Here is a 24,722-nt window from a genome sequence, read left to right on the forward strand (position 1 = left end):
TCCGTCAGACCTCGACGCTGTACGGGCACTTGCAGGTGGCCGTGGTCAGGCGCACGTCGCCCGTCCGCCGGACGGTGATCTTCTTCATCTTCGTGGTCGTCTTCACGGGTTCCTCCTCGGCCTGGTGGCGCCGCCCCGGCCGGTGCGGCCAGGAATTCCTAACACCCGGCGGGATCGTTTCGGGGTGTTCAGAACGACTCCGGAACAACCGCAGAACAGCGGCGGCGACCGTTCGGCAAATTGCCCGTACGCCAGCCGGACGACCACGCGACTGAACGGCTCATACGACGTCCGAATGCATTCCGCCGTTCGCCGACGCGCTTTTCCGGCGGACACCCGTTCAGCCGATGTCCCACCCCGTTCCCCGTGTCAGGATCTATTCCCTTCTGCCGCCGGTGAAGGGAGGCACCCCCGTGCCGGACCACGACAGACCCAGCGCGGGCAGCGACCCCGCGACCCTGCTCGGCCGCGAGCTGCTGCGCCTGCGCACCGCGCGCGGCCTGTCCCTCCGCCGCCTGGCCAGGCTCCTGGGCATGACCGCGCACAGCGGCCTGGTCGACTACGAGCGCGGCCTGCGGATACCGCCGCGCGACCTGATGTCCGCCTACGTCCGCGTGCTGTCACCGCAGGACGACGGGCTGCTCACGATCTACCGCGCGGCGCTGGACAGCCGGGCCGCCCGCCGGGTGGCCGCCGTGCTCCCGCTGACGCCCGTGCCGTCCCCGGGCCGGGCGGCGGACCACCTGGCCCAGCACCACGTGCTCACCGGCCTGGCCCAGACGCTGGAGAACGTGGCCGACCAGCTGCGGGCGCTGGCCGCGGGGTTCGCCCCCGCCGCCGACGTCGTCGAGGGAACCGGTTCGTGACGTCGATTCCCATTCGCCGGAAATCCGACTTCTGCGGCTTCGCGCACCCGAATCCGTCACCGATCGGCGCACCGCGAGTTCATCACGACAATCGCACTCGCGCTCAGTCCAGGAGCGAGGCGAAACGGGACAAACCGAACTCGGCGACGCGCTTGCCGAGGACGACTCCGGCCTCGTCCGCCGTGCGCGTGTGAATGCCCGACCAGACCCGCGCGTCCACGTTGTCCGCCGTGAGGTCGGCCCACCGCTGGTAGGTGCGGGTGACGCCGGGCGCGGTCGGGCTGGTCGTGGTGAACGGCCGTCGCGCGGACGGCCCGGCGAACGCGGTCAGCACGACCTCCGCCGCGCCCGAGTAGGTGTTGTGGCCGCTCGGGTAGTCCGGGTGCGCGGGCGTGGCGTGCAGCGGCGTCCACCCCGGGTCGACCGCGGCGCGGATGGCCGTGATCGGCCGCCACCGCAGGTGGGCGTACTTCGAGTCCGAGGTCGCGATCTGGGTGTCGACCAGGATCACGTGGAACGCGGCGACCAGCGCGGCCCGGTGTGCGGGCGGCCCGGCGAGCTGGGTGACGGCCGCGCGCAGCGGCTCGGTGTAGCCGACGAGCGAGCTCTGGAGCCAGAACTGCGCGGTGTCGGTCTGCGCCGCCGTGCGCACGGTGCTGTCCGCGGCCCCGTAGGCGCGCACCTCCGCCACGTCCGCCCGGTCGCGCGGCGAGTCGAGCGCGGGCGGCGGCGGCAGCCGGAACTGCTCGGCGCGATCGAGCAGGAAGGGCCGGGCCAACCGGTTGCCCGCCTGCTGGGGCGGCGTGAACGACGGCGCCGTCGGCTGCCACACGCCCGGCGCCGCCGTCGGCACGGTGAACGACGCGTTGACCGAGGCCGGGTCGAGGCCGTCGTCCCGGCGTTCGGCCAGCAGGTCCACCGCTTCCCCGGCACCGTCGGCCACGCCCCGGTCGCGCTGCCCGCCCGGCGGCAGGCGGTCGAGCGTCGCGCGCAGCGCCGCGTCCAGCTCCGTCCGGCGGGCGGGCGCCAGCGCCGCGAGCGCGGTGTGCACCGCCGAGGCCACCGCCGCGTCGGCGCGATCACCGCCGCCCGCGCCACGCGCGGCACGTGCGGCGGCGAGCCAGCCGATCGCCCACGTCCGGCTGTTGGTCGACTGCGCGGACGCGCCCGCGGCGGCGACGGTCGCCGCCGTCACGTCGAACCACTCGGCCACCACGTCCACCCGGTGCCGCGGCGACCCGGCGGCCGGAGCCGCGCCCACCACCGCGAAGATCCCGACGATCACCAGCGCAAGAACTCTCCTCATGCCGCAGAGCATTGGGGCACAACCGAAACCCTGTCCACGCCGCCCACATGGCGGGAGGCGGTTGCGCCACCGCGCTACCGTTCCCCCTGGTGTCAACCGAACTGTCGGTGTCAGACCGGTCGTACGCCTGCCAGCAGCTCGTCGGTCACCGCGGCCAACCGTGCCGCGTCCGCGGAGGAGAACAGCGCGCTGCGCACGCTGATCTCCGTGTCGACGGTGAACGCGGTCAGCGGGTCCGCCGGCGGGTCGTCCAGCAGCCGCAGGATCGGCGGCACGACGGCTGCGGCCGGTTTCGCCACCGCCTTCTGCCGCTCGACGAACGCCGCGGTCGGAGCGTCGAACTCGCCGACGAAACCGGTCGACGTGGTGCCGGGGTGGAACAGGACGTAGCGCACCGGTCCACCGCCGTACCGGTCCGCGAACGCCACGCCGAGCAGGTCGACCAGCCGCCCGGTCAGGAACATCGCGCCGACGCCGTCGTAGCGGCGGGCGCTCTGCAGGTCGTCCCACGCGATCGGGGTGTCGTGCCCCGGTCCGGCCACGTTCACGACCACCGGTCGCTCGGCCCGCTCCAGCGCGGGCCTCAGCCCGTCGCCCAGCAGCAGCCGGCTCAGGTAGAACAGCGCGAAGTTGTCCTCGAAGCCCTCCGCCGTCTCCCGCCGGTGCGTGCGGAAGTAGCGCGCGCACAGCACCAGGCCGTCCACGACCGGGTTGGCGTCGAGGATCCGCTCGACCACCTCCCGGTTGACCGACACCAGGCTCAGGTCGGCCTGGACGAACTCCAGCGAACCGGGAGCCCGGTCGGCCTCGCGGAGCAGCGCCTCCCCTTTCTCCGCGCTCGTGCCGACCGCCACCACGTGGTCCCCCCGGGACACCAGCGCCCGTGCCACGGCCGCACCGATGCCGTCGGTCGCGCCCGTGATCACGTAAGTCTTCGTCACCCGTACCTCCCGGCCATCGTCCACCGACACCTGCAACCCCGGGCGTGGTGATCGCATTCCGCCGGTCGGACGCGAGTCAGGTCGTCGCGGTCGGGTGGGACTCGACGTGATCCCGGATGGCGGCCACGGCGGAGACGCCGCAGACCTCCTCGACCGCGTTCGCCGCCGCGTGGCACGTGCGGAAGCGCTGGAACGGGGTCAGGCCCAGGCGGCTGACCTGGAGGTACGTGCAGTTGAGCAGGAACCGGTGGCGCAGCAGCGCCGGGTCGTTGAGCACGGCTTCGCGGTAGGCGCGATCGCCGACCACCAGCGCGTGCACCGGGGCCGGCGGCAGGGTGGCGGGTGGTTCGGCGGGCAGCGGGCGGAAGACCAGGCCCCGGTCGACGAGCGGGGCGACCCGGTGGCCGTACTCCCGGCACAGCGCCGCCCACCGGCGGGCGTACGGGGCGGTGTTCACCGTGCTGTCCAAGGTGGCCAGCACGGCCCGGGTGCGGGCGAGCAGGGTGGCGCGGTGGGCGTCGTAGTGGGCGTCGAACGCCGCGCGGACCGCGTCCGGGTCGCGGCACGAGGACAGGAAACCCTCGGCGTGCGCGCGGTAGGACGCGAAACCGGCCGCGACGGGCGGGCCGGCTGCCACCGTGGTGGCCAGCACCAGCTCCAGCGCGATCAGCTCCTTGGCGTCGACGCCCGCGCGGGCCCGGTCGAGCATCCGGAACAGCAGGTGCGTGCCGTCGACGGCGAACGAGGCCATCAGCTCGCCGGTCTCCGCGCTGCGGATCACGTGCGAGCGGGTGTCGTAGGGCTGCTCGTGGATGGAGTTGTCCGGGAACCACGGGACCAGCGGCCCGGGTTCCCTCTCCCACCGGGCCAGCACGCGGTGCTGGGCCAGGTCGTGCTCCAGGTCCGGTTCGGCGGTGGACGGGTGCGCCGCCAGGTAGTCGCCGATGACCGCGTCCACGCGGGGCCGCACGACGTCCGACCACGTTCGCGGGTCGGTCCTGGCGAACAGGCGCACGTGCGGGCCCTGCCGCCAGTGCCGGGCGAGGTAGAGCGCGTCCACCCGCGAGCGGACCTGCTGGAAGAGGGGGCGGACCCCGTCGAGGATGAGCCGGTCCTTGTCCGGGTCGTAGTAGTAGACGTGCACGCAGTGCCACGCGGTGCGGGTGTCGTGGTCGGGGCGTTCCGTCTCGACGGTCACAGCGGCGCCACCTCGTCGTGGAGTTCGGAGAGGGTTCGGGCGGTGAGCGACGCCAGGCGCGCCTCGGTCGCCTCGGCGAGGCCGAGCCGGTTGCACAGCAGGTGCGCGCAGCGCAGGACCACGTACGGGACCACGGGGTCCTCCGGCCGCAGGGCGCGCGCCAGCCCCGCGAACGGGGACGGCACGTCCACGGGCGTGAAGTCGCCGCGTGCCCGCAGCCCGGTCAACGTCCCGTGCAGGGTCCGCACGGACAGCCACCACGCCGCGAGGGGATCGGCCGGGGCCGGGCCGGACGGCGGGTGCGCCCACAACCGCCGGGTCTGGACGAGCAGGTCGTCCCGGCGTCGCGGGCGCGGCGCGGACGGCTGCCGGGTGCGCGCCGCGGCGAAGCGGGCGGCGGCCCGTTCGAGGTCGGGTTCGCACACCACGAGGGCGAGGGTGAGCATGGCGAGGGCAGCGCCGGCCCGGCGGTCGGGCGGCGCGGCCAGCAGGCGCGCGGCGAGGCGGCTGGAGTCGGTGTAGTGCCGTTCGACGGCGCGCAACGCCCGACCGTCCCCGTAGGCGTGGTGCTCGGGCTCGTAGGCGGCGAACTCGACCGTGTCGACCGGTCGCAGCCGCCGGTCCCACCGGGTCAGGCGCTCGACCTCGGCGCGGCGGCGGGCGACGGACTCGTACTCGCGCTGGGACCAGTCGTCGGGCGGCGAAGGGTGCCCGGCCAGGTGCCGCGCGCACACCCGCGCGACCGCGGCCCGGACCACGCCCGGGTTCACCCTGGTCAGCAACCGCAGCCGCACGTGCGGCCCGCCCTCCCAGCAGCGCAGGAAGAACCAGTCGCGGACCTTGCCGCCGCGGGACAGCTCCTCGCACAGCGGGACGACCGCGCACGTGACGAGCAGGTCCTGGTCGCCGCGGTGGAAGACGTGCGCGCCGACCCACTCGCGGTCGGGCTCAGCCATGCGGGCCCACCGCCGGCAGCTCGAAGGCGGACCCGGTGGCGCGACCCGGGCGTGCGGGGACGGCGGTGGGCGGCACGGTTCCCTCCAGGCGCTCCGGTCAGGCCACGGCCGCACAGCCGCCGCAGTGGTCGTCGCAGTCGGCGCGGCCCAGGCACAACCCGCCGCTGGACGCGCCCAGCTCCGTGAGCCCGTGGCCCTGGGTCAGCTCCTCCGGACCGACGACCGGCACCACGCCGGCCGGCTCCGGGTCGTCGCACTCCGGCACGCACTCCGGCACGGACTTCGGGACGGTCATGGCGGACCACTTCCGGGGGTTCGGGACCTTCGTCGTGCCGAGCGGATCGCGGGCACGCCCCCAGTGCAGCACGGCCCCGTCCCGACCAGCGCGGAAACCACCCGTGCGGGTCACCCCGGCGGATACCGCCGCACGCACACCCGGTGGTCACCCGGGTCGCACCACTGCGGCGCACGTCACCGGCCGGGGTGGCGTGCCGGGCTCCGACGGGTCACGCGCAGTCAGCCCCGCGGTCCAGGACCGTGCTCGCGGGTCGCGGAGTCCCCGGAAGCGGGAACGACGGGCCGCCCGACCCGGCGCGGCGGCACGTCGGCGCGCGCCGGTAAAGCCCTCCCACATGGTGAGCCTCCCTGTTCCGGGCGGAGGCCGGGTGCCGGCATCGACGCGTGGCACCGACATCGCTCCACATCGGACAGACATCCCCGCCCGGCCGCGAACCCGGGATCGGGGTCCCGGAGTTCCGGCGGGTCTTCCGCCGCCACCCGGCCGGCGTCGTGGTCGTCACCGTCGACGCCGAACGCGGGCCGGCCGGGTTCACCGCGACATCGCTGACCTCGGTGTCCGCCGAGCCGCCGCTGGTCTGCTTCGGCGTCTCGGCCGGCTCGTCCAGCTGGCCGCACGTGCGCGACGCGGCGAGCGTCGTCGTCAACTTCCTGGGCGCGCACCAGGAGGACCTGGCACGGCGGTTCGCCACCCACGGGGTCGACCGGTTCGCCGCGCCCACCCGGTGGCGTCGCCTCGCCGGCGGCGAACCGGTCCTGGACGACACGGCCGGCTGGCTGCGGGCGGAGGTGGAGGCGCTCGTCCCGGTGGGCGACCACCACCTCGTGCTGGCCCGCGTCACGGCGACCGACCTGCGCGACGCCACCCCTCCCCTGCTCTACCACGACGGCCGCTACCGGTCCGTGCCCGGCGAACCGGGCTGAGCACCGGGCGCACGTCCGTCCACATCGGTCGCCGGTCCGGGTGAACCTCGTGGTCTGCGTTGGCGGGGCCTCGTCGCCGCCGGCAAGGCTGGGCACGGACCGGGCCGATGGTGGCGAAGGGTGAGCCGTGCGCACTGGAACGATCACGAGGACCACGCCGTCGCCATCGTCGGGGTCGCCTGCCGGCTGCCCGGGGGCGTCGAAGGACCGGACGCGCTGTGGCAGGCGCTGGTCGACGGCCGGGACCTGGTGGGCGAGGCGCCCTCGGACCGGTTCGACCTGGAGCGGTTCACCGACCGGGCGCTGCCGCGGTGGTCGGCGCGAACCTCGGCGGTTTCCTGCTCGGCTTCCTGCTCGCGGTCACCGGCGGCGCGCTCGCGCCGGCCTGGGTGCCCGACCGCGCCGCGAGCCCGGCCGAGCCCTCGGCGGGAGGCTCCGCGTGAACGACACCCGGCTCCGGCACGCGGTGTCGGGGAAGACGGTCCTGCTCACCGGGACGGCGCGCCGGCTCCGGTGTACCGGGCGGACCCGGCTACCCCGCCGCCGCCATGCGCGGGGTGGCGGAACGGCTGCTCGACGAGCACGACCGGCTCGACATCGTGATCCACACCGCCGGCACCCCGCCACGGCCGTCGTCGTGCCACGGCTTCGAGCACACGATCAACACCCACTACGTCGGCCCGTCCACGCTCATCCGCGGCCTGCTGCCCGCGCTGCGCTCGCGCGGCCCGGCGCACCTGATCAACGTGCTGCCCGCGCACATCCGCCTGCCGCTGCCGTCCCGCTGGGGCGGCCACCGCGCGTCGAAGGCCGCGTTCGACACCTGGTTCCGCGGCCTGGCGGCGAAGGCCCCGCGACCGCGGCCTCACCACGACCACCGTCTACACCGGACTCGTCCGCGCCGACCCGGTCGCGTTGATCTGCGACGCCATCACCCTGCGACCGCGGGAGATCGCGCCGTGGTGGCTCCGGACGTCCGGCCCAAGCCGCCTCGGCCGTTGAGCGGAAGACCCGCGAAACGAGACGTCGATTTCCCGGGTCCCGACCGAACCGCCCCGACTGGCCCGAACAGCGCAACGCGACCGTGACGGGGTTCGCGCGCCGCGGCGGTTCCGCCACGCCGACCCCAGCCGATCGCGCAGTTCACCGGGCAGGTCCGCGCGTTGACCACCGCGCGACCGGACGTGCCCGGCCGCCGTCGTGACACCGGCGAACGGCCGCACGCCGCGCACGGTCACCGGCCGGCAGGGCGTCTCGATTGCCTTGCCAAGGGAATCGGTCCGAAGCACACTGCTGAACGTTTCAAGCCGGTCGCCGGGAGGAAGTGCCCGGTGGGACGACACCGACGGCTGGAACCGCCGCCCACCGACGCCGCCACCACCGCGTTCTTCAGCTCCCCGGAGGTCCGGTCCATGAAACGAAGGCACCTGCTCGCGAGCGCGGCCGCCGCGCTGACCCTGGTCGCCGCCGCGCTGGCCGTCGGCACCGCCCAGGCCGACAGCGGCGTGAAGGTCATGCCGCTGGGCGACTCGATCACCGACGGCTTCAACGTGCCCGGCGGCTACCGCGTCGACCTGTGGCAGAAGCTCGTCGCCGGCGGCCGCGCGGTCGACTTCGTGGGGTCGATGACCAACGGCCCCACCAGCCTCGGCGACCGCAACCACGAAGGCCACTCGGGCTGGACCATCGCCCAGATCGACAGCAACGTCACCAACTGGCTGCGCACCTACACCCCGCGCACCATCCTGCTGCACATCGGCACGAACGACATGTACGGCGGCGACCCGGGCGGCGCGCCCCAACGCCTGTCGAACCTGGTCGACCGCATCACCACCCTGGCGCCGGACGCGAACCTCTTCGTCGCCACGATCGTGCCCCTGTCGTCGGGTGACGCGACCGTCCGGGCGTTCAACGCCACCATCCCGTCCATGGTGCAGAGCAAGGTGAACGCGGGCAAGAAGGTGCACCTGGTCGACATGTACCGCGCGTTGACCACCGCCGACCTCGCCGACGGCGTGCACCCGAACGCCGGTGGCTACTCGAAGATGGCCACGGCCTGGTACAACGCGCTGCTGGCCGTGCCGGGCAGCATCGGCGACCCGACCACGACGACCACCACCACCACGACCACTACGACCACCACTCAGCCCGGTGGTGCGGCGTGCACGGCCACTTACCGCGTGGTCAACGCGTGGGGCGGCGGCTACCAGGCCGAGGTGAAGGTGACCAACGCCGGCACCACGTCGATCAACGGTTGGACGGTCCGCATGACCCTGGCGTCCGGCCACGCGGTCAGCAGCCTCTGGGGCGGTGCGAACACCGGAACCAGCGGTGCCGTGTCGGTGAAGAACGCGCCGTACAACGGTTCCCTGGCCGGCGCCGCGTCGACCACGTTCGGCTACGTCGCCAACGGCCCGAACTCCACCCCGCCGAGCGAGGTGACCTGCACCAGTCCGTGACGGCACCGGCCCGGACACCACACCGGTGTCCGGGTCGCCCGCCGGGCGCGGCACCACCTGCGGCAGTCGGCGTTCCGGTGGGACGCCACGCCGTCGGCCGGCCGCTCGACCCGGACGGCGGAACGCCTCCACCGTCGTGACGCCCCCGGGCCGGACGTCGTGCTCGGCCGGGAACTTCCGGTAGGCGGGCACGGTGGCGGCCACCCGGTGGGACGGCTCCGGCACCGGCTCGCCGCGCATGCCGGTCCCCTCCGCCCGGTCAGGGGACGACGGTCTCGTAGATCCCCCGCCCGAAGGTGGCCGCGACGAGCCGGTGGTGCCGGCCGTCGTACTCGATGTCGTCCACCGCGACCCTCGGCAGGCCGCGGCCCAGCCGCAGCCAGTGCCCGGCCGCGAGCGCGTTGCCGACGAAGACGCCCTGGTCCGTGGCCACGTAGAGCTGTCCCGCGCGGCCGAGCACGACGTCGTTGACCGGTGCGGACGGAAGGTTGCCGGAGATGTCGGCCCACCGCGCGCCCGCCGAGCGGGTCGTCAGCACGTGGGGCTGGTCGGAGCCGGACCGGTAGCCGGACAGCGTCACGTACGCCGTGGCCGGGTCGCGCTCGGACACCGCGATCCGGGTCACCCACGGTTGGCCGTCGAGCACCTTCGCCCAGGTCGCGCCCAGGTCGCGGGTCAGCCACACGCGGCCGTCGTCGGTGCCGACCCAGATCGTGCGCGGGTCGGACGGCGCGGCGGCGACCGTCGTGATGGTGCCGTACGGGTAGGTGTCCTGCCCCGGTCCGCCGGTCAGGTCGGGGCTGATCGCGGTCCAGGTCACGCCGTTGTCGACCGACCGGTTGAGCCGGTTGCCGCCGTAGTACAGGACGTCCGGGTCGGAGGGGTCGAACTGCACCGGGGTGAACCAGTTGCGCCGGTCCGCGGTGGTCGCCGGGGTGAAGTAGGCCATGGTGGCGCCGCCGTCGGTGGACCGGAAGCAGTTGCCGTACTGGTAGCAGGCGAAGACGTTCTCCTCGTCGCGCGGGTTGATGATGTTCTCCTCGCCGTCCCCGCCGAGGTACTCGTTGAACGCCGGACCGCCCCACGAGCGCAACGAGCCGTTGTCCTGGGTGCCGCCGGAGACGCGCGTGACGTCCTGCGGGCTGATCGCCACGCTGTAGAACTGGGTCCACGGCTCGTGCACGGCCTTGACCCAGCCGCCGTCGCCGTCCGCGTCGGACCGGTACACGCCGCCGTCGTTGCCCAAGTAGGTCCGCGCCGGGTGGCGCGGGTCCCACACCATGGCGTGGTGGTCGACGTGGGTCGAGGTGTCGTCCGCGGTCCAGGTCGCGCCGCCGTCCTCGGTGGTCAGCAGCGGAACGCCGGCGACGTGCACGTGCCGGGCGTCGTCCGGGTCGACCCAGACCTTGCCGAACCACCAGCCGAAGCTCGACTGCGACGACCTGAGCACGTCCGGCTCGGGCAGCCGGGTCCAGCTGTCGCCCGCGTCGGCGGAGGTGTGGAAGCTCGCGAACGGGCCCGCGGTGCTGTTGACGATCACGTACAGCCTGCCCGGCTCGGACGCCGAGACGCCGAGGCCGATGCGGCCGACGTCGGGCCCGGCGGGCGGCAGGCCGCCGGCGAGCCGCTGCCAGGTCAGGCCGCCGTCGACGGAGCGGTACACGCCGGAGCCCTCGCCGCCGTAGGTCCGCTTGACCGGGGTGCGCCGGTGGTCCCACAGCACCGCGTACACGCGCTTCGGGTCGGTCGGGTCGAGCTGCACGTCGACCGCGCCGGTGAACTCGTTCGGCACGTCGAGCACGCGCCGCCACCCGTCGCCGCCGCTGGTGGACAGGTACACGCCGCGGTCGCCACCGGGGCTGTAGAGCGAGCCGGTGGCGGCGACGAACAGGCGCTTCGGGTCGGTCGGGTCGATCGCGATGCCGCCCACCGCGCCGGAGTCGCGCAGGCCGACGTGGCGCCACGTCGCGCCGCCGTCCGGGGACCGGTAGACACCGGTGCCCTCGTAGGTCACGCTGCCGCCGCCCGGGTTCGGCTCGCCGGTGCCGACGTACAGGGTGCCGTCCGCGGCGGTGGCCACCGCGCCCATGGACTGCGTCGCGTTGTCCGGCCACGCGGGCGCGAACGTGCTCCCGGCGTCGGTGGAGCGCCACAGCCCGCCGCTCGCCGCGGCGGCGTACACGGTGTCGGGCCGTTGCGGGTCCAGGGCGAGGCTCACGATCCGCCCGCCGATGTTCGTCGGGCCGATCGGGCGCCACGGCGCGCCGGCGGCCGGGATGCGGTCGGCCTCGGCGGCGGCCAGGTCGTGCGCGTGCCGCGGGATGGTGTCGCCGCGGACGGCCTTCTGGAGGAACCGGTGCTCGGCCGGGGCCGACGGACCGCGCACCGGTCGGTACTCGCCGGGCTGCCCGGTGCCGGGCGGGTCGGCGAGCGCGGGCACGGGTAGCAGCACCAACGCGCCGGCGACGACCAGCAGGCGGCGAACTCGCATCGGGAACCCCCAGACGGTGGACCACGGCACGGCCGTGGCGGACGCTAGGGGACGCGGCGGCGCGGACGACACCGGTGATCGTGGGTCGTTCTTGACAGTTGACCCGTGCGCGGTGTCACCCGGTGTAGAGCGTCAGCCCGTACGCCGACAGCGGTTCGGCGATCGGCTGGACCCACGTCGTCCCGCCGGACGTGCAAGTGCCGGACCCGCCCGACACCAGGCCCACCGCGCGGACCGCCGTGCCCGAGCCGGGGTTGGTCACCACGGGCGCGCCGGACGTGCCCGCCTCCGGGCACATCGAGGTCCGGATGAGCCCGCTGACGCAGCCCTGCGGGTAGCAGACGGTCTGGTTGAGCCCGGTGACGCCGCCGCACCGCCAGCCCACGACGGGGCTGGAGTAGCAGACCGACGAGCCGACCGGCGGGGTGGCGTGGCCGGTGATCGTGACGTCGGTGCCGCTGCCGTACCGGTCGACCAGCGGCGTGGACACCGCGGCGGTCGACGCCACCCGGATCAGGCCGTAGTCGTTCGTGGGGAAGGAGGAGCCGACCGCCGGGCCGATGTAGCCGCCGCTCCCGTACCACTCGCTGCCCGTGGCGACGCAGTGCCCGGCGGACACGATGAAGCGGTTCGCGCCGGACCGGGCGTTGAAGCCCACCGTGCAGCGCGTGCCGCCGCTGGTGATCGTCTGCCCGCCGATCAGGTCCCACACCGGGCGGGGCGCTTCGGCGACGTGCTCGACGGTGACCGCGCCGACGCCGAGCCCGCGCGCCCACTCGACGACGCCCGCCGCGTCGCCGTGCACGGACACCACCAGCGCCTCGGTGGCCGGATCGACGTACCAGCCGGTGACGGCGTGGGGTCGGGCCGCCGCGCCCCCCTCCAGCCGTTCCCCGCCGGCGGCGGGTGCGCTCGACACCGGTCCGGCCGAGGTGAACAGCAGACCGGCCGCCAGCACGGCCGCGCCCGCTCGACGCGCGAAGGTCATGACCCACCCCCTGGACCGCGACGGTAACCACGACCGGAGCCGCCGGGTAGCGACCGTTCGTGCACATCGGCCGACCGGCCTTGATCGGACCTACCCTGGTCGGGTGGGGATCGCGATCCTGTGCGCGCTGACCGGGGCGGTGCTCAGCGCGGTGGGCGCCGCGCTCCAGTTCCGCGGCGTCCGGGATGTCGGCGACCTCACCGTGCGCAGGTTCACCCGGCTGGCGGGCAACCGGCGGTGGCTGCTCGGGTTCGCGGTGCTGTTCGTCGCCGCGGTGCTCCAGGTCCTCGCCCTGGCGCTGGCCCCGGTGACCGTGGTGGCGCCGCTCGCCGTGCTGTCGCTGCCGGTCGTCGCGGCGATCGGCGTGCGGCGGGTGACGCGGGGGTTCGCGGTGGCCGTGATGGCGGCGACGGGCGGGGTGGCCACGTTCGTCGCGGTCGCCGCGCGGTCCGCCGTCACCACGGACGTGCCGCCCGCGGTGGCGCTGCGGGCCGGTCAGGTCGTCGCCGGCGTGGTGTGCGCGTTCGTCCTCGTCGGGGCGCTGCGGAGCGGGACGGGGCGCGCTCTGGCGCTGGCCGCCGGCGCGGGTGCGGCGTACGGCCTGGTCGCCGTGCTGGTGCGTGACGTGGCCACCTCGCTGCCGCACCTGCCGTGGGTGTCGTTCGTCGGCCTGGCGGTGGCGTTCCTGGTCGGCGCGTCGCTGGTGCAGCTGGGTTACGCGAGCGGCCCGGCCGACCTCGTGGTGGCCGGCCAGACCGTGGTGAACCCGATCGTCGCCGCGTGGATCGGCATGGTGCTGCTGGACGAGACCCCGGACGCGGGCGGCGGCACCCTGTTCGCCCTGGTCACGAGCGCCGCCGTGGCGCTGACCGGCATCGCCGCCATCGCCCGCTTCCACCGCCGCCGGCCGGCCGGGGAGTCCACCGGCGTCAGGTAGTCGCCGTACCGGGTCGGCGGAGTGCCCGTTCCGCCGGGGCCGCCACATCCGCGCGACCGCGGCCGTCGGCTACTCCGGGTCCATCCCGCCCGCGCCGGCCGTGCCGTCGGGTGTGGACTCGTCCGGTGTGGTGTTGGCGGAGTCCGCCTGCTCGTCGGCGAAGGTGGGCCGCGAGTGCTCGTCGGCGAAGTCCGGGTCCTCCTCCATCGCGGCCGCGGTGGCGGGGTCGGGTTCCGGTGTCGTCATCGCCATGGTGTATCCCTTCGCTGACGGCCCAAACCAGCAGGGGAGATCGTGCGCATCGGGGTGTTCTACGACGGGACGTGGTTCGCCTACCTGAGCGACTACTACGCCACCGCCCATCCGCGGGCGGCGCGGATCGCGCTCGACGGCCTGCACGACGCGTTGCGCTGGTACCTGCACGCCGAGACCGGGACCGCGCTGGACGAGTGCGTGGTGCACGAGGCGCACTACGTGCGCGGTCGCATCGAGACGCCCGCGGCGTCGTTCGACGCGGCCCTGGCCGCCGCCGGCGTCACCCGGCACGACCTGCCGCTGCACGGCGGCAAGGAGAAGGGCGTCGACGTCCACTTCGCCCTCGAGGCGTGGGAGCTCGCGACCACCGTGCCGCTGCGGTGGGTCGTGCTGATCACCGGCGACGCGGACTTCACGCCGCTGGCCACCCGGCTGACCGGGCGCGGCGTGGGCGTGGTGGTGCCGGTGGTGGACGACCGGGCGTCCGCCGAGCAGGCGCCCGCCTGGACGCCGCGCTCCGCCGCGCCGCTGCGGGCGGCGGCCACCCTGACCCCGACGTTCGACGACCTGTTCGCGCCCGCCGACCGCGCCGGCTACCCGTTGCGCCGGCCGTTCGTGCGGTCCGGCGAGGTGGTGGCCTCCCCCGCCGGCGCGCCGCGCGGCCGGCGGCGCGGGACCGTGACCGGGTGGAAGGCCGGGCAGCCGCACGGGTTCATCACCGACAGCCGCGGCAGCTCGTGGTACGCCTCCCGCGACGACCTGCCCGTGGGGGTGGCGATGCTGCCCACCGGCACGCCCGTGTCGTTCACCGGGTCGCCGGTGCCCGCGCCGGGCCGCAAGTACCCGCGGGCGGAGTCGATCCGGTTCGAGTGACCGCCGGTGCGCGGAGGCCGGCTTCCGCGCACCGGCGGGACCGGTCAGCTCGCGGTGCAGGACGCCGTCGGGGCGGTGTTCGCGCCCTTCGACGACGCGGTGAAGCCGAACGAGGTGCTGCCGCCGGCGGCGAGGGCGCCGTTGTAGCTCGCGTTGCGGGCCGTCACGGTGGACCCGCTGCTGGTGATCGCGGCGTTCCACGCGTTGGTGACGGTCTGCCCGTCGGCGTAGGTCCAGGTGACCGTCCAGCCCTTGATCGGCGACGCGCCCGCGGTGACCCGGACCTCGGCCTGGAACCCGCCCGGCCACTGGTTGGTGACGGTGTACCTGGCGGTGCAGGCGAGTCCGCCACCCGGCGTGGTGGTTGTCGTCGTCGTGGTGGTCGTCGTGGTGGTCGTGGTGGTGGTAGTCGTGGTGCCGCCGAAGATCGACGCTTCCTTGGCCGTGGCCTTGATGCCGTTGGCGCCGTTGAAGATGCGCTGACCCCACGTGGTGAGCCGGGCGGGGTCGAAGTCGGTGGCCATGTCCAGGATCGGGTCGCTGTTGCCGCTCCACGACCAGGCCAGATAGCCCAGGCCCAGCTTCTGCGCCTCGCTCAGGATCGTCTCGTGGTCGACCTCGTTCGCCGCGAACCGCCAGCCGAACTCGCCGATCACCAGCGGCCAGCCGTTGGCCTGGAAGCGGTCGAGGTAGTCCACGATGCTCGACGCGGTGTTGAACACCGAGTACATGTGGATCGACAGCACGGTGTTGCGCGCGGTGTCGGCGTCGAGGACCTTCTGGGCGTTGTCCCGCATGACGTACTGCCAGTCCTGGCCCCAGTTCGGCCCGTCCACCATGAGCAGGTGCTGGAAGCCGTTGGCGCGCAGCTTCTTGATGGCGTTGGCGGTGGCGTCGGTCCACTGGGCGGCGTCGACGTTGCCGATCGGCTCGTTGCCGATGTTGATGACGACGTAGTCCTCCTGGCCGACCAGGTTGCCCTTCTGGCTGATCCAGTAGTTCGCCGCCTCGTCCAGCGACGCCGCCGCGGCCTCCTCGCCGTAACCGGTGGTGTCGTGCACCTCCAGCACGCAGATCATCCGGTTGCGCTTGCACAGGTCGATCACGGCGGGCACGTCCGTGGACGGACCCCACCTCTTGCCCGTGCCCAGCACCACCCGGACCGTGTTCGCGCCCAACGCCTTCACGTCGGCGAACGAGCCGGTCCGGCCGGTGTACCAGACGTGCGGGTGGTTGACGCCGCGCATCACGAACGGCTGCCCGTTGGCCTCGACGATCCTCGTGCCGCTGACGTGCAGGCCCACCGCCGCCTGCGCCTGCGGCAACACCGTCAACCCGAAGGCCGCGACGACCAGCAGGGCGGCTCCGATCAGGGCGATTCTGCTTCTCATGGCTGTTCGACACCTCATTGAGTCGACGTTCGTCCCGCTCCCCATTCTGGGAGCGCTCCCAGCAATGTTGTCGCTCAGTGACGACCGAGAAGGACGTCATTAGTTTCTGGGTGGAACTTAAGCGGTCACGGTACGGTCACCGCCCTTCCAGCGTCAAGGTCGAGTTGCGCAAAGGTCGCGGTGCGTAACCATCCGATGGACCAACGACTGGGAGCGATCCCAGAACGCCGCTATGTTCGAGCGGTGATCTCCGAAGCCGGCGCCCGTGCCACCACCTCCTCCTGGCCGAAGCTGCCCGAGGTCGCGCGGGACGTGCTGCTGGAGGTGCTGATCCACGGCCCGCTGTCCCGGGCCGAGATCGCCACCCGGCTGCGCCTGTCCCGACCGACGCTCACCCGCGTGACGAAGGCGCTGGTGACGCAGGGCCTGCTGGTCGAGGGCGACACGAGACCGCGAGCCTCGGCGGGCCGCCCGTCCGAGATGCTGCACGTGCGCGGCCCGGCCCACCGCTTCCTCGGCGTGAAGCTGACCGCCGACCGGCTCTTCGCCGCCGTCACCGACCTGACCGCCACCCCGCTGGCGACGGTCGAGGAGCCGCTGCGCTCCACCGCGCCGGACGACGTCGTCGCGCAGGTCGCGGACGTCGCGCGCCGGTTCCCCGGCATCACGGGCATCGGCGTGACGCTGGGCGGGATCGTGCTGGACGGCCTGGTGGCGCGCGACGAGTTCCTGCGCTGGACCGACGTGCCGCTCAAGGCGGCGGTGACCGCGGCGACCCGCGTGCCGACCGCGGTGGACAACGACGTGCAGGCGCTCACCGCCGCCGAGCACTGGTTCGGCCCCGGCGCGGGGCTGAAGTCGCTGGCGGTGATCACCGTCGGCGCGGGCGTGGGCACCGGGCTGATCGTGTCCGGCGGGCTCGTCGCGGGCTCGCACGGCCTCCCGCCCCACTTCAGCCACACCCTGGTCGACGCCACCGGCCCGCAGTGCGGCTGCGGCAGGCGCGGCTGCATCTCCAGCTACCTGATGACGCACGCGATGCTGCGCCGGCTGCCGGGCCGGCCCACCTACGCCGAGGCCCTGGCCCGGGTCCGCGCGGGCGACCCGGACGCCCGCCAGGTGTTCGACGAGGCCGGTTACGCGCTCGGCGTGCTCATCGGCACCGTCGCCAACGTCATCGACCCGCAGAAGGTCCTGCTGACCGGCGAGGGCCTGCCGCTCTACGAAGTCGCCGCACCGCTCGTGCACGACGGCATCGAGGACACCTACGAGGACGACCCGGACCTGATCGACCTGGACGCCCGGCCGTTCGACTTCAGCGAGTGGGCCCGCTCCGGCGCCGCGCTCGCGATCAAGGCCACCATCACCGGCACCATCGCCGACCGACCGCGGTCCGACCCGCGCTAGGCGTTGCTCAGCAACCCCTCGAACACCGCGAGGAGGTCGGCCGCCTCCGCTGACCGGTGCCGACGCCGACCACACCCGGCTCGACGCAGTCCTCCGTCCCGGTTGCCGGGGTTGGAGCGCTCCAACGGGTAGCCGCGTGCCGACCCCGCCGACGGCACGCCGCGCACCCACCCTCACCCTCGCCGACCTCCGCGTAAGGGGTGGCACCGCAGCCGCCCACCATGCGCCCCGGGTCCCCGGACCACTCGAAAGGCTGGCCCTTCCCACCCGCTCAGGGGTTCGTGATACCGCAGCGATAACGATCTTTGATCGCGGTGGGAAAGGGTGGGGTTCGCAGGGACGCCTACGGAGGGGACAGGGACATGTCGGCGAACGGGCCAGAGGGGTTGAGACCATCCGGCGACGTGGTCACGACGGTGGGAGTCGAGCACGTCCGGCTCAGCTACGAGTACCTCGACCGGCGGGACATGGACGGGTACGGGTCGCTGTTCGACGCCGAGGCCGAGCTGCGCTCGCCGGTGGCCGGATGCGTGCGCGGCAGGGCCGAGATCGAGTCCTACCAGGCCGAACGCGCCGACGACGGCGAGCGGCACGTCGTCGAGCAGGTGTTCGTCGCGCCCGGGCGCGTGGTCGTGGTCGGGCGGGTGACCGGCGGCGGGCGGGAGGTGGAGTTCGTGGACCTGTTCACGCTCACCGAGCACGGGCTGCTGCGGTCGCAGAAGTCGTTCTTCTTCGCGGCGCCCGCCTGACGAGCCCGGCGCACGCCGATCGGCGTGCGCCGAATGACCGGTCCCAACCCGGCTTCCGGGTGGGTGCGAGGGCGGTGACCACCGGTTATCTTCGGTTCGGGGGTCGATGCAAGTGGGAGCAGCCCGTGGATGTGGGAGCAGTCGGGTCGCCGCCCATCCCCGTGTACCGGATCTTGGGACCGCTGCACGTGGCGGACGGGCCGGACCGGGTCAGCCGGGTGCCACCCGGCCGTCAGCAACTGGTGCTGGGCGCGTTGCTGCTCGACGCCAACCGGGTCGTGAGCATCGACCACCTCATCGACGCCGTGTGGGACGACGCACCGCCCGCCACCGCGCGGCGGCAGATCCAGATCTGCGTGTCCGCGCTGCGCGCCAACCTCACGTCGATCGGCCGCGGTGAGGCCATCGTCACCCGGCCGCCGGGCTACCTGCTGCGGGTCGGGGACGGCGAGCTGGACGTGCAGGTGTTCGCGGCGCTGACCGCCGAGGGCGAGTCGCTGGTGCGGTCGGGCGACCCGAAGGCCGGGCTCGCGCTGCTGCGCCAAGGTCTCGCGCTGTGGCGTGGACCGGCGTTGGGCGGCACGACGGGCCGGTTGCGGGCCAAGGCGGCGAAGCTGGACGAGGACCGGCTCGCCGTGCTGGAGACGACGTTCGACCTGGAGCTGAACGCGGGCCGGCACCGCCAGCTCGTCGGCGAGATCAGCGCGCTGGTGGCGCAGCACCCGCTGCGGGAACGGCTGCGCGGCCAGCTCATGCTCGCGCTGTACCGGTCGGGGCGGCAGGCCGAGGCGCTGGAGGCGTACCGCACGACCCGCGAGCTGCTGATCGACGAGCTCGGCCTGGAACCCGGGGAGGACCTGCGCCGACTGGAGACGGCGATCCTCGCGGGCGACCCGGCGTTGACCGCGGGCGCGGAACCCGCGCCGCAGCAGCAGGTCCAGGCACCGGCCCGGCCGTCGTCGCCGCCCCCGGCGGAGATGGTCGTGCCGCTGCAACTGCCCGCCGACATCGGCGAGTTCACCGGCCGGTCCGGCATCGTCGCCCAGGTCCGGGAGCTGCTCGCGCAGGGCGGTCTGGCGACGCGCGTGGTGGCGCTGGTCGGCAAGCCCGGCATCGGCAAGAGCGCGGTGGCCGTGCACGTGGCGCACCTGCTGGTGGAGGAGCACTTCCCCGACGGCCAGCTGTACTGCGACCTGGGCGGCACCCGCGAGCACCCGGCCAGCGCCGCCGACGTGCTGGGTCGCTTCCTGCGCGCCATGGGCATACCCGGCACGTCCATCCCGGACGCCGAGGACGAGCGGGCCGAGATGTACCGCCAGCTCGTGGCGCGCAAGCGGATGCTGGTCGTGCTGGACGACGCCGCGACCGAGCGCCAGGTGCAGGCGTTGCTGCCGGGCAGCAGCTCCTGCTCGGTGATCGTGACCAGCCGGACGCGGCTCACCGGTCTGCCGGGCGGGCGCGTGCTGGAGGTCGACGTGCTCGGGCCCGACGAGGCGCTGGACATGCTCGCCACCGTCATCGGCCACGACCGGGTCGACGCCGAACCCGCCGCCGCGACCGCGTTGATCCGGCTCGTCGGCTCGCTGCCGCTGGCGCTGCGCATCGTCGCCGCCCGCTTGGCCGCCCGGCCGGGCTGGTCGCTGGCGTGGATGCTGGAACGGCTGTCGGACGAACGGCGCCGGCTGGATGAGCTGGCGCACGGCGAGATGATGGTGCGCGCCAGCCTCGCCCTCACCTACGACGGCCTGCCCGTCGAGGCGCGCCGGCTGCTGCGGCTGCTCGGCGCGCTGGACGGGTTGAGCTTCCCCACCTGGGTCGCGGCGGCACTGCTGGACGTGGACGTGTTCCAGGCCGCCGACCTGCTGGAGGGGCTGGTCGACGCGCAGATGCTGGAGGTCGTGGCGGTCGACGCGACCGGCAGCCCGCGCTACAAGTTCCACGACCTGATCCGGCTGTTCGCGCGCGAGCAGTTGGAGCACAACGAGGGCGACGAGCCGCGGTTGATGGCGTTGCGGCGGGTCGTCGGCGGGTGGCTGGCGCTGGCGGGCGAGGCGCACGCGCGCGTCTACGGCGGTGACTTCACCTCGCTGCGCGGTGACGCGCCGCGCTGGCTGCCGTCACCGTCGCACGTGGACCGACTGCTCGCGGACCCGTTGCTGTGGCTGGAGACCGAGCACCCCAACCTGTGCTCGGCGGTCGAGGTGAGCGCGGCGGAGGGGTTGCACGAGGCGTCGTGGGACCTGGCCGTGACGCTGGTGACGTTGTTCGAGGCGCGGTGCTACTTCGCCGACTGGGAGCGCACGCACCAGCAGGCGCTGGCGGCCGTCCGGGCGGCGGGAAACTCGCGCGGCGAGGCGGCGTTGCTGTGCTCGATGGCGTCGTTGCAGCTCTCGTGGTCGCGGGCGCGGGCGGCGCGGGAGCTGGTGGAGCCCGCGTTGCGCACGTTCGAGTCGTTGGGCGACGAGCGGGGCGTGGCGCTGGCGCGGCGGAACCTGGCGCTGGTGCACCACCGGCTCGGCGACCTGGAGAACGCCGCGCCGCTGTACCTGGCGGCGTTGGGCGAGTTCCGGACTTCCGACGACCCGGTCGGCCAGGCGTGGGTGCTGACGCAGATCGCGCAGATCGACCTGGAGCACGGCGAGCAGGAGCTGGCGGCGGACCGGCTGTACGAGGCGCTGGACATCTGCCGCCGGTTCGGCAACCAGCGGGTGGAGGTGCAGGTCCGGTACCGGTTGAGCGACCTGATGGTGCGGCAGGGGCGGCACTGGGAGGCGCAGGAGGCGTTGACCGAGCTGTTGACGGCGGTCCGCGCGTCCGGTGACACCGTCGGCGAGGCGCGGGTGCTGCACAAGCTGGCGGTGGTGAAGCTCGCGCTGGCGGACCCGGATGCGGCGGAAGGTCTGCTGCGGGAGGCGCTGGAGGTGCGGGAGCGGGCCATGGACCACGGTGGCGCGGCGGAGACGCGGGCCGAGCTGGCGGTGGTGCTGGCCGAGCGGGGCGACCGGACCGCGGCGGTGGGCCTGCTGGGCCGGGCGATCTCGACGTTCGCGGAGCGCAACATGGGCGCGGCGAGGCTGCGCGCGCAACAGGTCCTGGACCGGATCAGGACCGGCTGACTCAGCTCGCGGTCGGGCCCCACGGGGTGTCGTCGGACGTGGGCTCGGGCGACGCGTCACCGGTCGGGCCCCAGGGGGTGTCGTCACCGGTCGGGCCCCACGGGGTGTCCTCGCTCGTGAACTCGGACGACGAGCCACCCGTCGGGCCCCAGGGGGTGTCGTCGGTGGTGACGGCGGCGGCGGTGGTGACGGCGGTGGGCTCGGTGGCGGCGTGGGCGGTGGTGGCGGCGACCACCGGGGCCAGCAGGATCGCGGCGGTGACGGCGGCGGCGGCGAGGATGCGGTCGATGCGCATGGTGGGGCTCCTTCTTCCTGGCTGTCGGGTTCGTCTTCCGTGCTGCTGGAACCGACATTAGGAATGCGAAGCATTGCCGAATTATCGCGCCACGAACGTCCCGCGATACCGCGTTATCGCGGGCCGCGCACCGCCGCGATAACGCGGCGATACCGGCGTGACGATGCTGGATGGAGAACCGCCGGAGCAACCGCTCCTCGCAGGTCGAAGCGGGTTCACCGGCACAACGCACCTCGCAGCGGCACGACCTCATCGCCACCGGAGCAGGCATGGACGGGAATTTCATGTACGGGCAATTCGGCGAACTGCTCAAAAAACACCGGATGAAGCGCGGAGCCACCCAGCGACAACTGGCCGACCTGTCCACCGTCAGCGTCCGGGCGATCCGCGACCTGGAGGCCGGGCGCGCGAGCCGGCCGCGCCGCGACACCGTGCGGCTCATCGCCGACGGTCTGCGGCTCAGCGGGCGCGAGCTGACCACGTTCGAGGCGGCGGCCATGCGGTCGCGCGGCGGCGTGGAGATCGACCTGGCCCCCGACCTGGCCGCGGTGCCGCCGCCGGCCGCGCTGGACGTCCTGGTCGGCCGGGACGCCGAGGTCGCGTCGCTGCTGGCGCTGCTCGGCGAGGGCGGCTCGCGGCTGGTCGCGGTGACCGGTCTGCCCGGCGTCGGCAAGACGCGCCTGGTCGTGGAGGTCGCGGGACGGCTGCACGAGTCCGGCACGGCCCGCGTGCTGTGGGACGCGGCCACCGCGCCCGCCCCGGGCGGCCACGCGGCCCGCCTGCGGCTGCTCGTGCACTCGGCGCTGGCCGCCGCGGAGGACGGCGAGGGCTGGGACGCGCTGGCCTCGCTCATCGGCGACCGGGAGGCGGTGCTGGTGCTCGACGGCCACGACCCCACGTGGCCCGACCCGGACCGGGCGTTGGCGCTGCTGCACCACTGCCGCCGATTACGCCTGCTGCGCACCACGCGCGGCTCCCGCCCGATACCCGGCGAACGGGTCGTCGCCCTCCCCCCGCTCCCGCCCGAGCACGCCGCGCGCCTGCTGCACCGGCTCGCCTGCCGCTCCGGCGCACCCGACCCCGCGCTGGTCGAGGTCGCCGAACGGCTGGACGGCCTGCCCGGCGCGTTGGAGGCGGCCTCGTCCTGGCTGGTGGTGCACCGCCCCGGCGAGCTGCTCGACCTGGTGCGCGCCGACCCGCTGGACGTGGTGGTCGACCGGCTGCCCGAGCTGCGCGACGTCCTCGACCAAGCGCTGTCCGAAGTGGACGTGAGCGCGCTGACCGCGCTGACGGGTGACTGGTCGGTGGCCGACGCCGCCCGCCTGACGCGCGTCGCACCGGTGGCGGCCGGCCGGCTCGTCCGGCACCTGCTGCTGCTCGGCCTGGTGCGCCCGGTCGGCGACGACCGGTTCCGCGTGCTGGCCCTGGCGCGCGCCCTAACTGCCTCCCGGCTGCCGGTCGGGCTGCCGCTCGACGCGTCGCGCGACTCCTAGTTTCGGCGTCAACGACCATCCCGCGACCCGAGGGAGTGCCATGGATTTGGTGGAGAACGACGCCGGACTCGACATCGTGGTGACGAGCCTCGCGTCCGACGCCCACACCTGGAACCTCGTGTTCCTCCAGCTCGTCCTGGAGGAGCTGGGGCACCGGGTGGTGAACCTCGGCGCGTGCGTGCCGGACGACCTGCTGGTGTCCGAGTGCGCCCGGCGCGCGCCGGACCTGGTCGTCGTGAGCAGCGTCAACGGGCACGGCTTCCACGAGGCCAAGCGCGTGATCGCCAAGCTGCGCGCCGAGCCCGGCCTGGCCGCGACCCCGGTGGTCGTCGGCGGCAAGCTCGGCATCGACGGCCCCGGCGGGCAGGACCGCGCCGCGACCCTCACCGCGGCCGGGTACGACGCGGTGTTCGAGGACGCCGGCAGCATCGCCGCGTTCCGGGCCTTCCTGGCCCGGTTGCCCGTCGGCGTGCGGTCATGAGCTCGTTCGGCGACTTCGTGGCGCGGGCCGCGGCCGACGGCGAGCTGGTCGTCCAGCCCCGCATGGGCCTCGGCGACCCGGCGGCCATGCGGGCCGGGCTGGTCGCCGTGCGCGCGGCCGGGGTGCGGGCGGTCGGCACGCTCACGCTCGACAGCTTCACCCGGGTCGGCGACCACGACGCCGTGCGCGCCGCGCTCGCCGCCGGTGACGCCCTCAACGGCTACCCGATCGTCGCCTACCCGCCGCGGACCACGCGGGACGTGCTGCGCGGCGTGGCCGGTGACGCGTTCCCGGTGCAGGTGCGGCACGGTTCGGCGCGACCGCAGGACATCGTGGTCGCGTTGCTCGACGCCGGCCTGCACGCCACCGAGGGCGGACCGCTGTCGTACTGCCTGCCCTACAGCCGGGTGCCGGTGGCCGAGGCGGTGCGCGCGTGGGCCGAGTCGTGCCTGTTGCTGGCCGGGCTGCGCGAGCGCGGCGGTCGACCGCACCTGGAGTCGTTCGGCGGCTGCATGATGGGCCAGCTGTGCCCGCCGGGGCTGCTGGTGGCGATCAGCGTGCTGGAGGGGCTGTTCTTCCGGCAGCACGGCCTGGACAGCGTGTCGTTGAGCTACGCCCAGCAGACCCACCCCGAGCAGGACGCGGAGGCGGTGCTGGCGCTGCGGGCGCTCGCCGCCGAGCACCTGTCCGATGTGGACTGGCACGTCGTGCTCTACACCTACATGGGCGTGTTCCCGCGCACCCGCCGCGGCGCGTCGGCGCTGCTCGAACGGGCCGCCGAGCTGGCCGTGCGCACCGGCGCGGAACGCCTGATCGTCAAGACCACGGCCGAGGCGCACCGCATCCCGACCGTCGAGGAGAACGTGACGGCGCTGCGCACCGCGAGCCGCGCGGCGGCCCGGACCGCGTTCGGCGGGCCGGTCGAGGACACCGGTGTGCTGGCCGAGGCGCGCGCGATCGTGGAGGCGGTGCTGGAACTCGCACCGGACCTCGGCGTCGCGCTGGTCCGCGCGGTCGAGCGCGGCTACCTGGACGTGCCCTACTGCCTGCACCCGGACAACGCGGGCCGCACCAGGGCGGTGGTCGACCGGACCGGGCGGCTGCGCTGGTCGCGCACCGGCTCCCTGCCGCTGGCGGGGGTCGTCGAACCCGCCGCCGGCGCCGAGATCACCTCCACCGAGCTGCTGCGCTCGCTGTCGCACGTCGAGCGGACGTTCGACGACCTGGCCCTGGACCGGGTCGGCGCGCAGCCGATCGGCTCCGGCTGACCACCCAGCCCCACCCCACCGAAGGAGCGAG

General features: G+C 74.1%; 23 protein-coding genes and 1 pseudogene. 13 read left to right on the plus strand and 11 right to left on the minus strand.

Annotated features, from left to right (window positions below; genetic code table 11):
* The first annotated feature begins 413 nt into the window (after positions 1-413).
* The gene (locus ACIQMJ_RS09345; protein WP_499760456.1) at positions 414-866 is read left to right on the plus strand and encodes a helix-turn-helix domain-containing protein; all 453 of its coding nucleotides are present in this window, start codon (positions 414-416) and stop codon (positions 864-866) included.
* Positions 867-969: 103 nt separating this feature from the next.
* Here the strand turns inward: ACIQMJ_RS09345 and ACIQMJ_RS09350 are convergent, their stop codons facing one another.
* The 5 genes from ACIQMJ_RS09350 to ACIQMJ_RS09370 form a co-directional block, all read right to left on the minus strand.
* Positions 970-2,172, minus strand: coding sequence for a vanadium-dependent haloperoxidase (locus tag ACIQMJ_RS09350; RefSeq protein ID WP_499760457.1), 1,203 nt, complete (start codon positions 2,170-2,172; stop codon positions 970-972).
* A 110-nt stretch (positions 2,173-2,282) separates the two neighbouring features.
* Complete coding sequence (locus ACIQMJ_RS09355; RefSeq protein ID WP_499760458.1) at positions 2,283-3,113, minus strand: SDR family NAD(P)-dependent oxidoreductase; 831 nt, start codon at positions 3,111-3,113, stop codon at positions 2,283-2,285.
* A 76-nt stretch (positions 3,114-3,189) separates the two neighbouring features.
* On the minus strand, positions 3,190-4,311 hold the full coding sequence (locus ACIQMJ_RS09360; protein ID WP_499760459.1) for a thiopeptide maturation pyridine synthase: 1,122 nt from the start codon (positions 4,309-4,311) through the stop codon (positions 3,190-3,192).
* Positions 4,308-5,267 carry a lantibiotic dehydratase C-terminal domain-containing protein gene (locus tag ACIQMJ_RS09365; RefSeq protein ID WP_499760460.1) on the minus strand — a complete coding sequence of 320 codons (960 nt, stop codon included), beginning with the start codon at positions 5,265-5,267 and terminating at the stop codon, positions 4,308-4,310. Before ACIQMJ_RS09365 ends, ACIQMJ_RS09360 begins: the two co-directional genes overlap by 4 nt.
* Positions 5,268-5,364: 97 nt before the next feature.
* Positions 5,365-5,562, minus strand: a complete 198-nt coding sequence (locus ACIQMJ_RS09370) for a hypothetical protein (protein ID WP_499760461.1) — start codon at positions 5,560-5,562, stop codon at positions 5,365-5,367.
* 386 nt (positions 5,563-5,948) lie between these two features.
* Between ACIQMJ_RS09370 and ACIQMJ_RS09375 the strand changes: the two genes are divergently transcribed.
* From ACIQMJ_RS09375 to ACIQMJ_RS09385, 3 genes and pseudogenes are all read left to right on the plus strand, one after another.
* Positions 5,949-6,488, plus strand: a complete 540-nt coding sequence (locus ACIQMJ_RS09375; RefSeq protein ID WP_499760462.1) for a flavin reductase family protein — start codon at positions 5,949-5,951, stop codon at positions 6,486-6,488.
* A 120-nt stretch (positions 6,489-6,608) separates the two neighbouring features.
* A pseudogene (locus tag ACIQMJ_RS09380) lies at positions 6,609-6,773 on the plus strand (beta-ketoacyl synthase N-terminal-like domain-containing protein); the annotation flags it as partial.
* Positions 6,774-6,799: 26 nt separating this feature from the next.
* Positions 6,800-6,931 carry a hypothetical protein gene (locus ACIQMJ_RS09385; protein ID WP_499760463.1) on the plus strand — a complete coding sequence of 44 codons (132 nt, stop codon included), beginning with the start codon at positions 6,800-6,802 and terminating at the stop codon, positions 6,929-6,931.
* Positions 6,932-7,158: 227 nt separating this feature from the next.
* Here ACIQMJ_RS09385 and ACIQMJ_RS09390 read toward each other — a convergent pair whose 3' ends face one another.
* Entirely contained in the window at positions 7,159-7,311 is a 153-nt protein-coding gene (locus tag ACIQMJ_RS09390) for a hypothetical protein (protein WP_499760464.1), read from the minus strand.
* A 508-nt stretch (positions 7,312-7,819) separates the two neighbouring features.
* On the opposite strand from ACIQMJ_RS09390, the gene ACIQMJ_RS09395 reads away from it, so the two are divergent.
* Positions 7,820-8,947: a cellulose binding domain-containing protein gene (locus tag ACIQMJ_RS09395; RefSeq protein WP_499760465.1), complete on the plus strand. Its 1,128-nt coding sequence runs from the start codon at positions 7,820-7,822 to the stop codon at positions 8,945-8,947.
* 259 nt (positions 8,948-9,206) lie between these two features.
* Here the strand turns inward: ACIQMJ_RS09395 and ACIQMJ_RS09400 are convergent, their stop codons facing one another.
* Both ACIQMJ_RS09400 and ACIQMJ_RS09405 read right to left on the minus strand, forming a co-directional pair.
* Complete coding sequence (locus ACIQMJ_RS09400; protein WP_499760466.1) at positions 9,207-11,438, minus strand: WD40/YVTN/BNR-like repeat-containing protein; 2,232 nt, start codon at positions 11,436-11,438, stop codon at positions 9,207-9,209.
* Between the two features lie 115 nt (positions 11,439-11,553).
* Entirely contained in the window at positions 11,554-12,426 is an 873-nt protein-coding gene (locus tag ACIQMJ_RS09405; RefSeq protein WP_499760467.1) for a S1 family peptidase, read from the minus strand.
* Between the two features lie 103 nt (positions 12,427-12,529).
* Between ACIQMJ_RS09405 and ACIQMJ_RS09410 the strand changes: the two genes are divergently transcribed.
* A complete protein-coding gene (locus ACIQMJ_RS09410; RefSeq protein ID WP_499760468.1) occupies positions 12,530-13,363 on the plus strand; it encodes a DMT family transporter in 834 nt (277 codons plus the stop codon).
* A 69-nt stretch (positions 13,364-13,432) separates the two neighbouring features.
* On the opposite strand, the gene ACIQMJ_RS09415 is transcribed toward ACIQMJ_RS09410, so the two are convergent.
* Positions 13,433-13,609 (minus strand): hypothetical protein, encoded by a 177-nt coding sequence (locus ACIQMJ_RS09415; protein WP_499760469.1) that lies wholly within the window; start codon positions 13,607-13,609, stop codon positions 13,433-13,435.
* Between the two features lie 48 nt (positions 13,610-13,657).
* Here ACIQMJ_RS09415 and ACIQMJ_RS09420 point away from each other — a divergent pair, with 48 nt between their 5' ends.
* Complete coding sequence (locus tag ACIQMJ_RS09420) at positions 13,658-14,491, plus strand: NYN domain-containing protein (RefSeq protein ID WP_499760470.1); 834 nt, start codon at positions 13,658-13,660, stop codon at positions 14,489-14,491.
* A 44-nt stretch (positions 14,492-14,535) separates the two neighbouring features.
* On the opposite strand, the gene ACIQMJ_RS09425 is transcribed toward ACIQMJ_RS09420, so the two are convergent.
* Entirely contained in the window at positions 14,536-15,882 is a 1,347-nt protein-coding gene (locus ACIQMJ_RS09425; protein WP_499760471.1) for a cellulase family glycosylhydrolase, read from the minus strand.
* A 243-nt stretch (positions 15,883-16,125) separates the two neighbouring features.
* Here ACIQMJ_RS09425 and ACIQMJ_RS09430 point away from each other — a divergent pair, with 243 nt between their 5' ends.
* The 3 genes from ACIQMJ_RS09430 (at position 16,126) to ACIQMJ_RS09440 (ending at position 21,154) form a co-directional block, all read left to right on the plus strand.
* Positions 16,126-17,289, plus strand: coding sequence for an ROK family transcriptional regulator (locus ACIQMJ_RS09430; protein ID WP_499760472.1), 1,164 nt, complete (start codon positions 16,126-16,128; stop codon positions 17,287-17,289).
* Positions 17,290-17,693: 404 nt separating this feature from the next.
* Positions 17,694-18,038 (plus strand): nuclear transport factor 2 family protein, encoded by a 345-nt coding sequence (locus tag ACIQMJ_RS09435; RefSeq protein WP_499760473.1) that lies wholly within the window; start codon positions 17,694-17,696, stop codon positions 18,036-18,038.
* 125 nt (positions 18,039-18,163) lie between these two features.
* A complete protein-coding gene (locus ACIQMJ_RS09440) occupies positions 18,164-21,154 on the plus strand; it encodes an AfsR/SARP family transcriptional regulator (protein WP_499760474.1) in 2,991 nt (996 codons plus the stop codon).
* 1 nt (position 21,155) lies between these two features.
* Here ACIQMJ_RS09440 and ACIQMJ_RS09445 read toward each other — a convergent pair whose 3' ends face one another.
* Positions 21,156-21,449 (minus strand): hypothetical protein, encoded by a 294-nt coding sequence (locus tag ACIQMJ_RS09445; RefSeq protein WP_499760475.1) that lies wholly within the window; start codon positions 21,447-21,449, stop codon positions 21,156-21,158.
* Positions 21,450-21,718: 269 nt separating this feature from the next.
* Between ACIQMJ_RS09445 and ACIQMJ_RS09450 the strand changes: the two genes are divergently transcribed.
* Genes ACIQMJ_RS09450 through ACIQMJ_RS09460 form a run of 3 tightly spaced genes read left to right on the plus strand, consistent with a single transcriptional unit; the run spans position 21,719 to position 24,691 of the window.
* A complete protein-coding gene (locus tag ACIQMJ_RS09450) occupies positions 21,719-22,942 on the plus strand; it encodes a helix-turn-helix transcriptional regulator (RefSeq protein ID WP_499760476.1) in 1,224 nt (407 codons plus the stop codon).
* Between the two features lie 40 nt (positions 22,943-22,982).
* The gene (locus ACIQMJ_RS09455) at positions 22,983-23,423 is read left to right on the plus strand and encodes a cobalamin B12-binding domain-containing protein (RefSeq protein WP_499760477.1); all 441 of its coding nucleotides are present in this window, start codon (positions 22,983-22,985) and stop codon (positions 23,421-23,423) included.
* A complete protein-coding gene (locus ACIQMJ_RS09460) occupies positions 23,420-24,691 on the plus strand; it encodes a methylaspartate mutase (protein ID WP_499760478.1) in 1,272 nt (423 codons plus the stop codon). The genes ACIQMJ_RS09455 and ACIQMJ_RS09460 overlap by 4 nt, the downstream gene beginning before the upstream one ends.
* Positions 24,692-24,722 lie beyond the last annotated feature (31 nt).

Source organism: Actinosynnema sp. NPDC091369 (genome assembly GCF_044757065.1).
Lineage (GTDB): Bacteria > Actinomycetota > Actinomycetes > Mycobacteriales > Pseudonocardiaceae > Actinosynnema.

What these genes read in the sequence shown, in the direction of transcription:
- ACIQMJ_RS09450 (WP_499760476.1), top strand. Translation starts at nt 21,719, where the DNA reads ATGGACGGGAATTTCATGTACGGGCAATTCGGCGAACTGCTCAAAAAA.
- ACIQMJ_RS09460 (WP_499760478.1), top strand. Translation starts at nt 23,420, where the DNA reads ATGAGCTCGTTCGGCGACTTCGTGGCGCGGGCCGCGGCCGACGGCGAG.
- ACIQMJ_RS09455 (WP_499760477.1), top strand. Translation starts at nt 22,983, where the DNA reads ATGGATTTGGTGGAGAACGACGCCGGACTCGACATCGTGGTGACGAGC.
- ACIQMJ_RS09415 (WP_499760469.1), bottom strand. Translation starts at nt 13,609, where the DNA reads ATGACGACACCGGAACCCGACCCCGCCACCGCGGCCGCGATGGAGGAG.
- ACIQMJ_RS09445 (WP_499760475.1), bottom strand. Translation starts at nt 21,449, where the DNA reads ATGCGCATCGACCGCATCCTCGCCGCCGCCGCCGTCACCGCCGCGATC.
- ACIQMJ_RS09425 (WP_499760471.1), bottom strand. Translation starts at nt 15,882, where the DNA reads ATGAGAAGCAGAATCGCCCTGATCGGAGCCGCCCTGCTGGTCGTCGCG.
- ACIQMJ_RS09400 (WP_499760466.1), bottom strand. Translation starts at nt 11,438, where the DNA reads ATGCGAGTTCGCCGCCTGCTGGTCGTCGCCGGCGCGTTGGTGCTGCTA.
- ACIQMJ_RS09370 (WP_499760461.1), bottom strand. Translation starts at nt 5,562, where the DNA reads ATGACCGTCCCGAAGTCCGTGCCGGAGTGCGTGCCGGAGTGCGACGAC.
- ACIQMJ_RS09350 (WP_499760457.1), bottom strand. Translation starts at nt 2,172, where the DNA reads ATGAGGAGAGTTCTTGCGCTGGTGATCGTCGGGATCTTCGCGGTGGTG.
- ACIQMJ_RS09365 (WP_499760460.1), bottom strand. Translation starts at nt 5,267, where the DNA reads ATGGCTGAGCCCGACCGCGAGTGGGTCGGCGCGCACGTCTTCCACCGC.
- ACIQMJ_RS09405 (WP_499760467.1), bottom strand. Translation starts at nt 12,426, where the DNA reads ATGACCTTCGCGCGTCGAGCGGGCGCGGCCGTGCTGGCGGCCGGTCTG.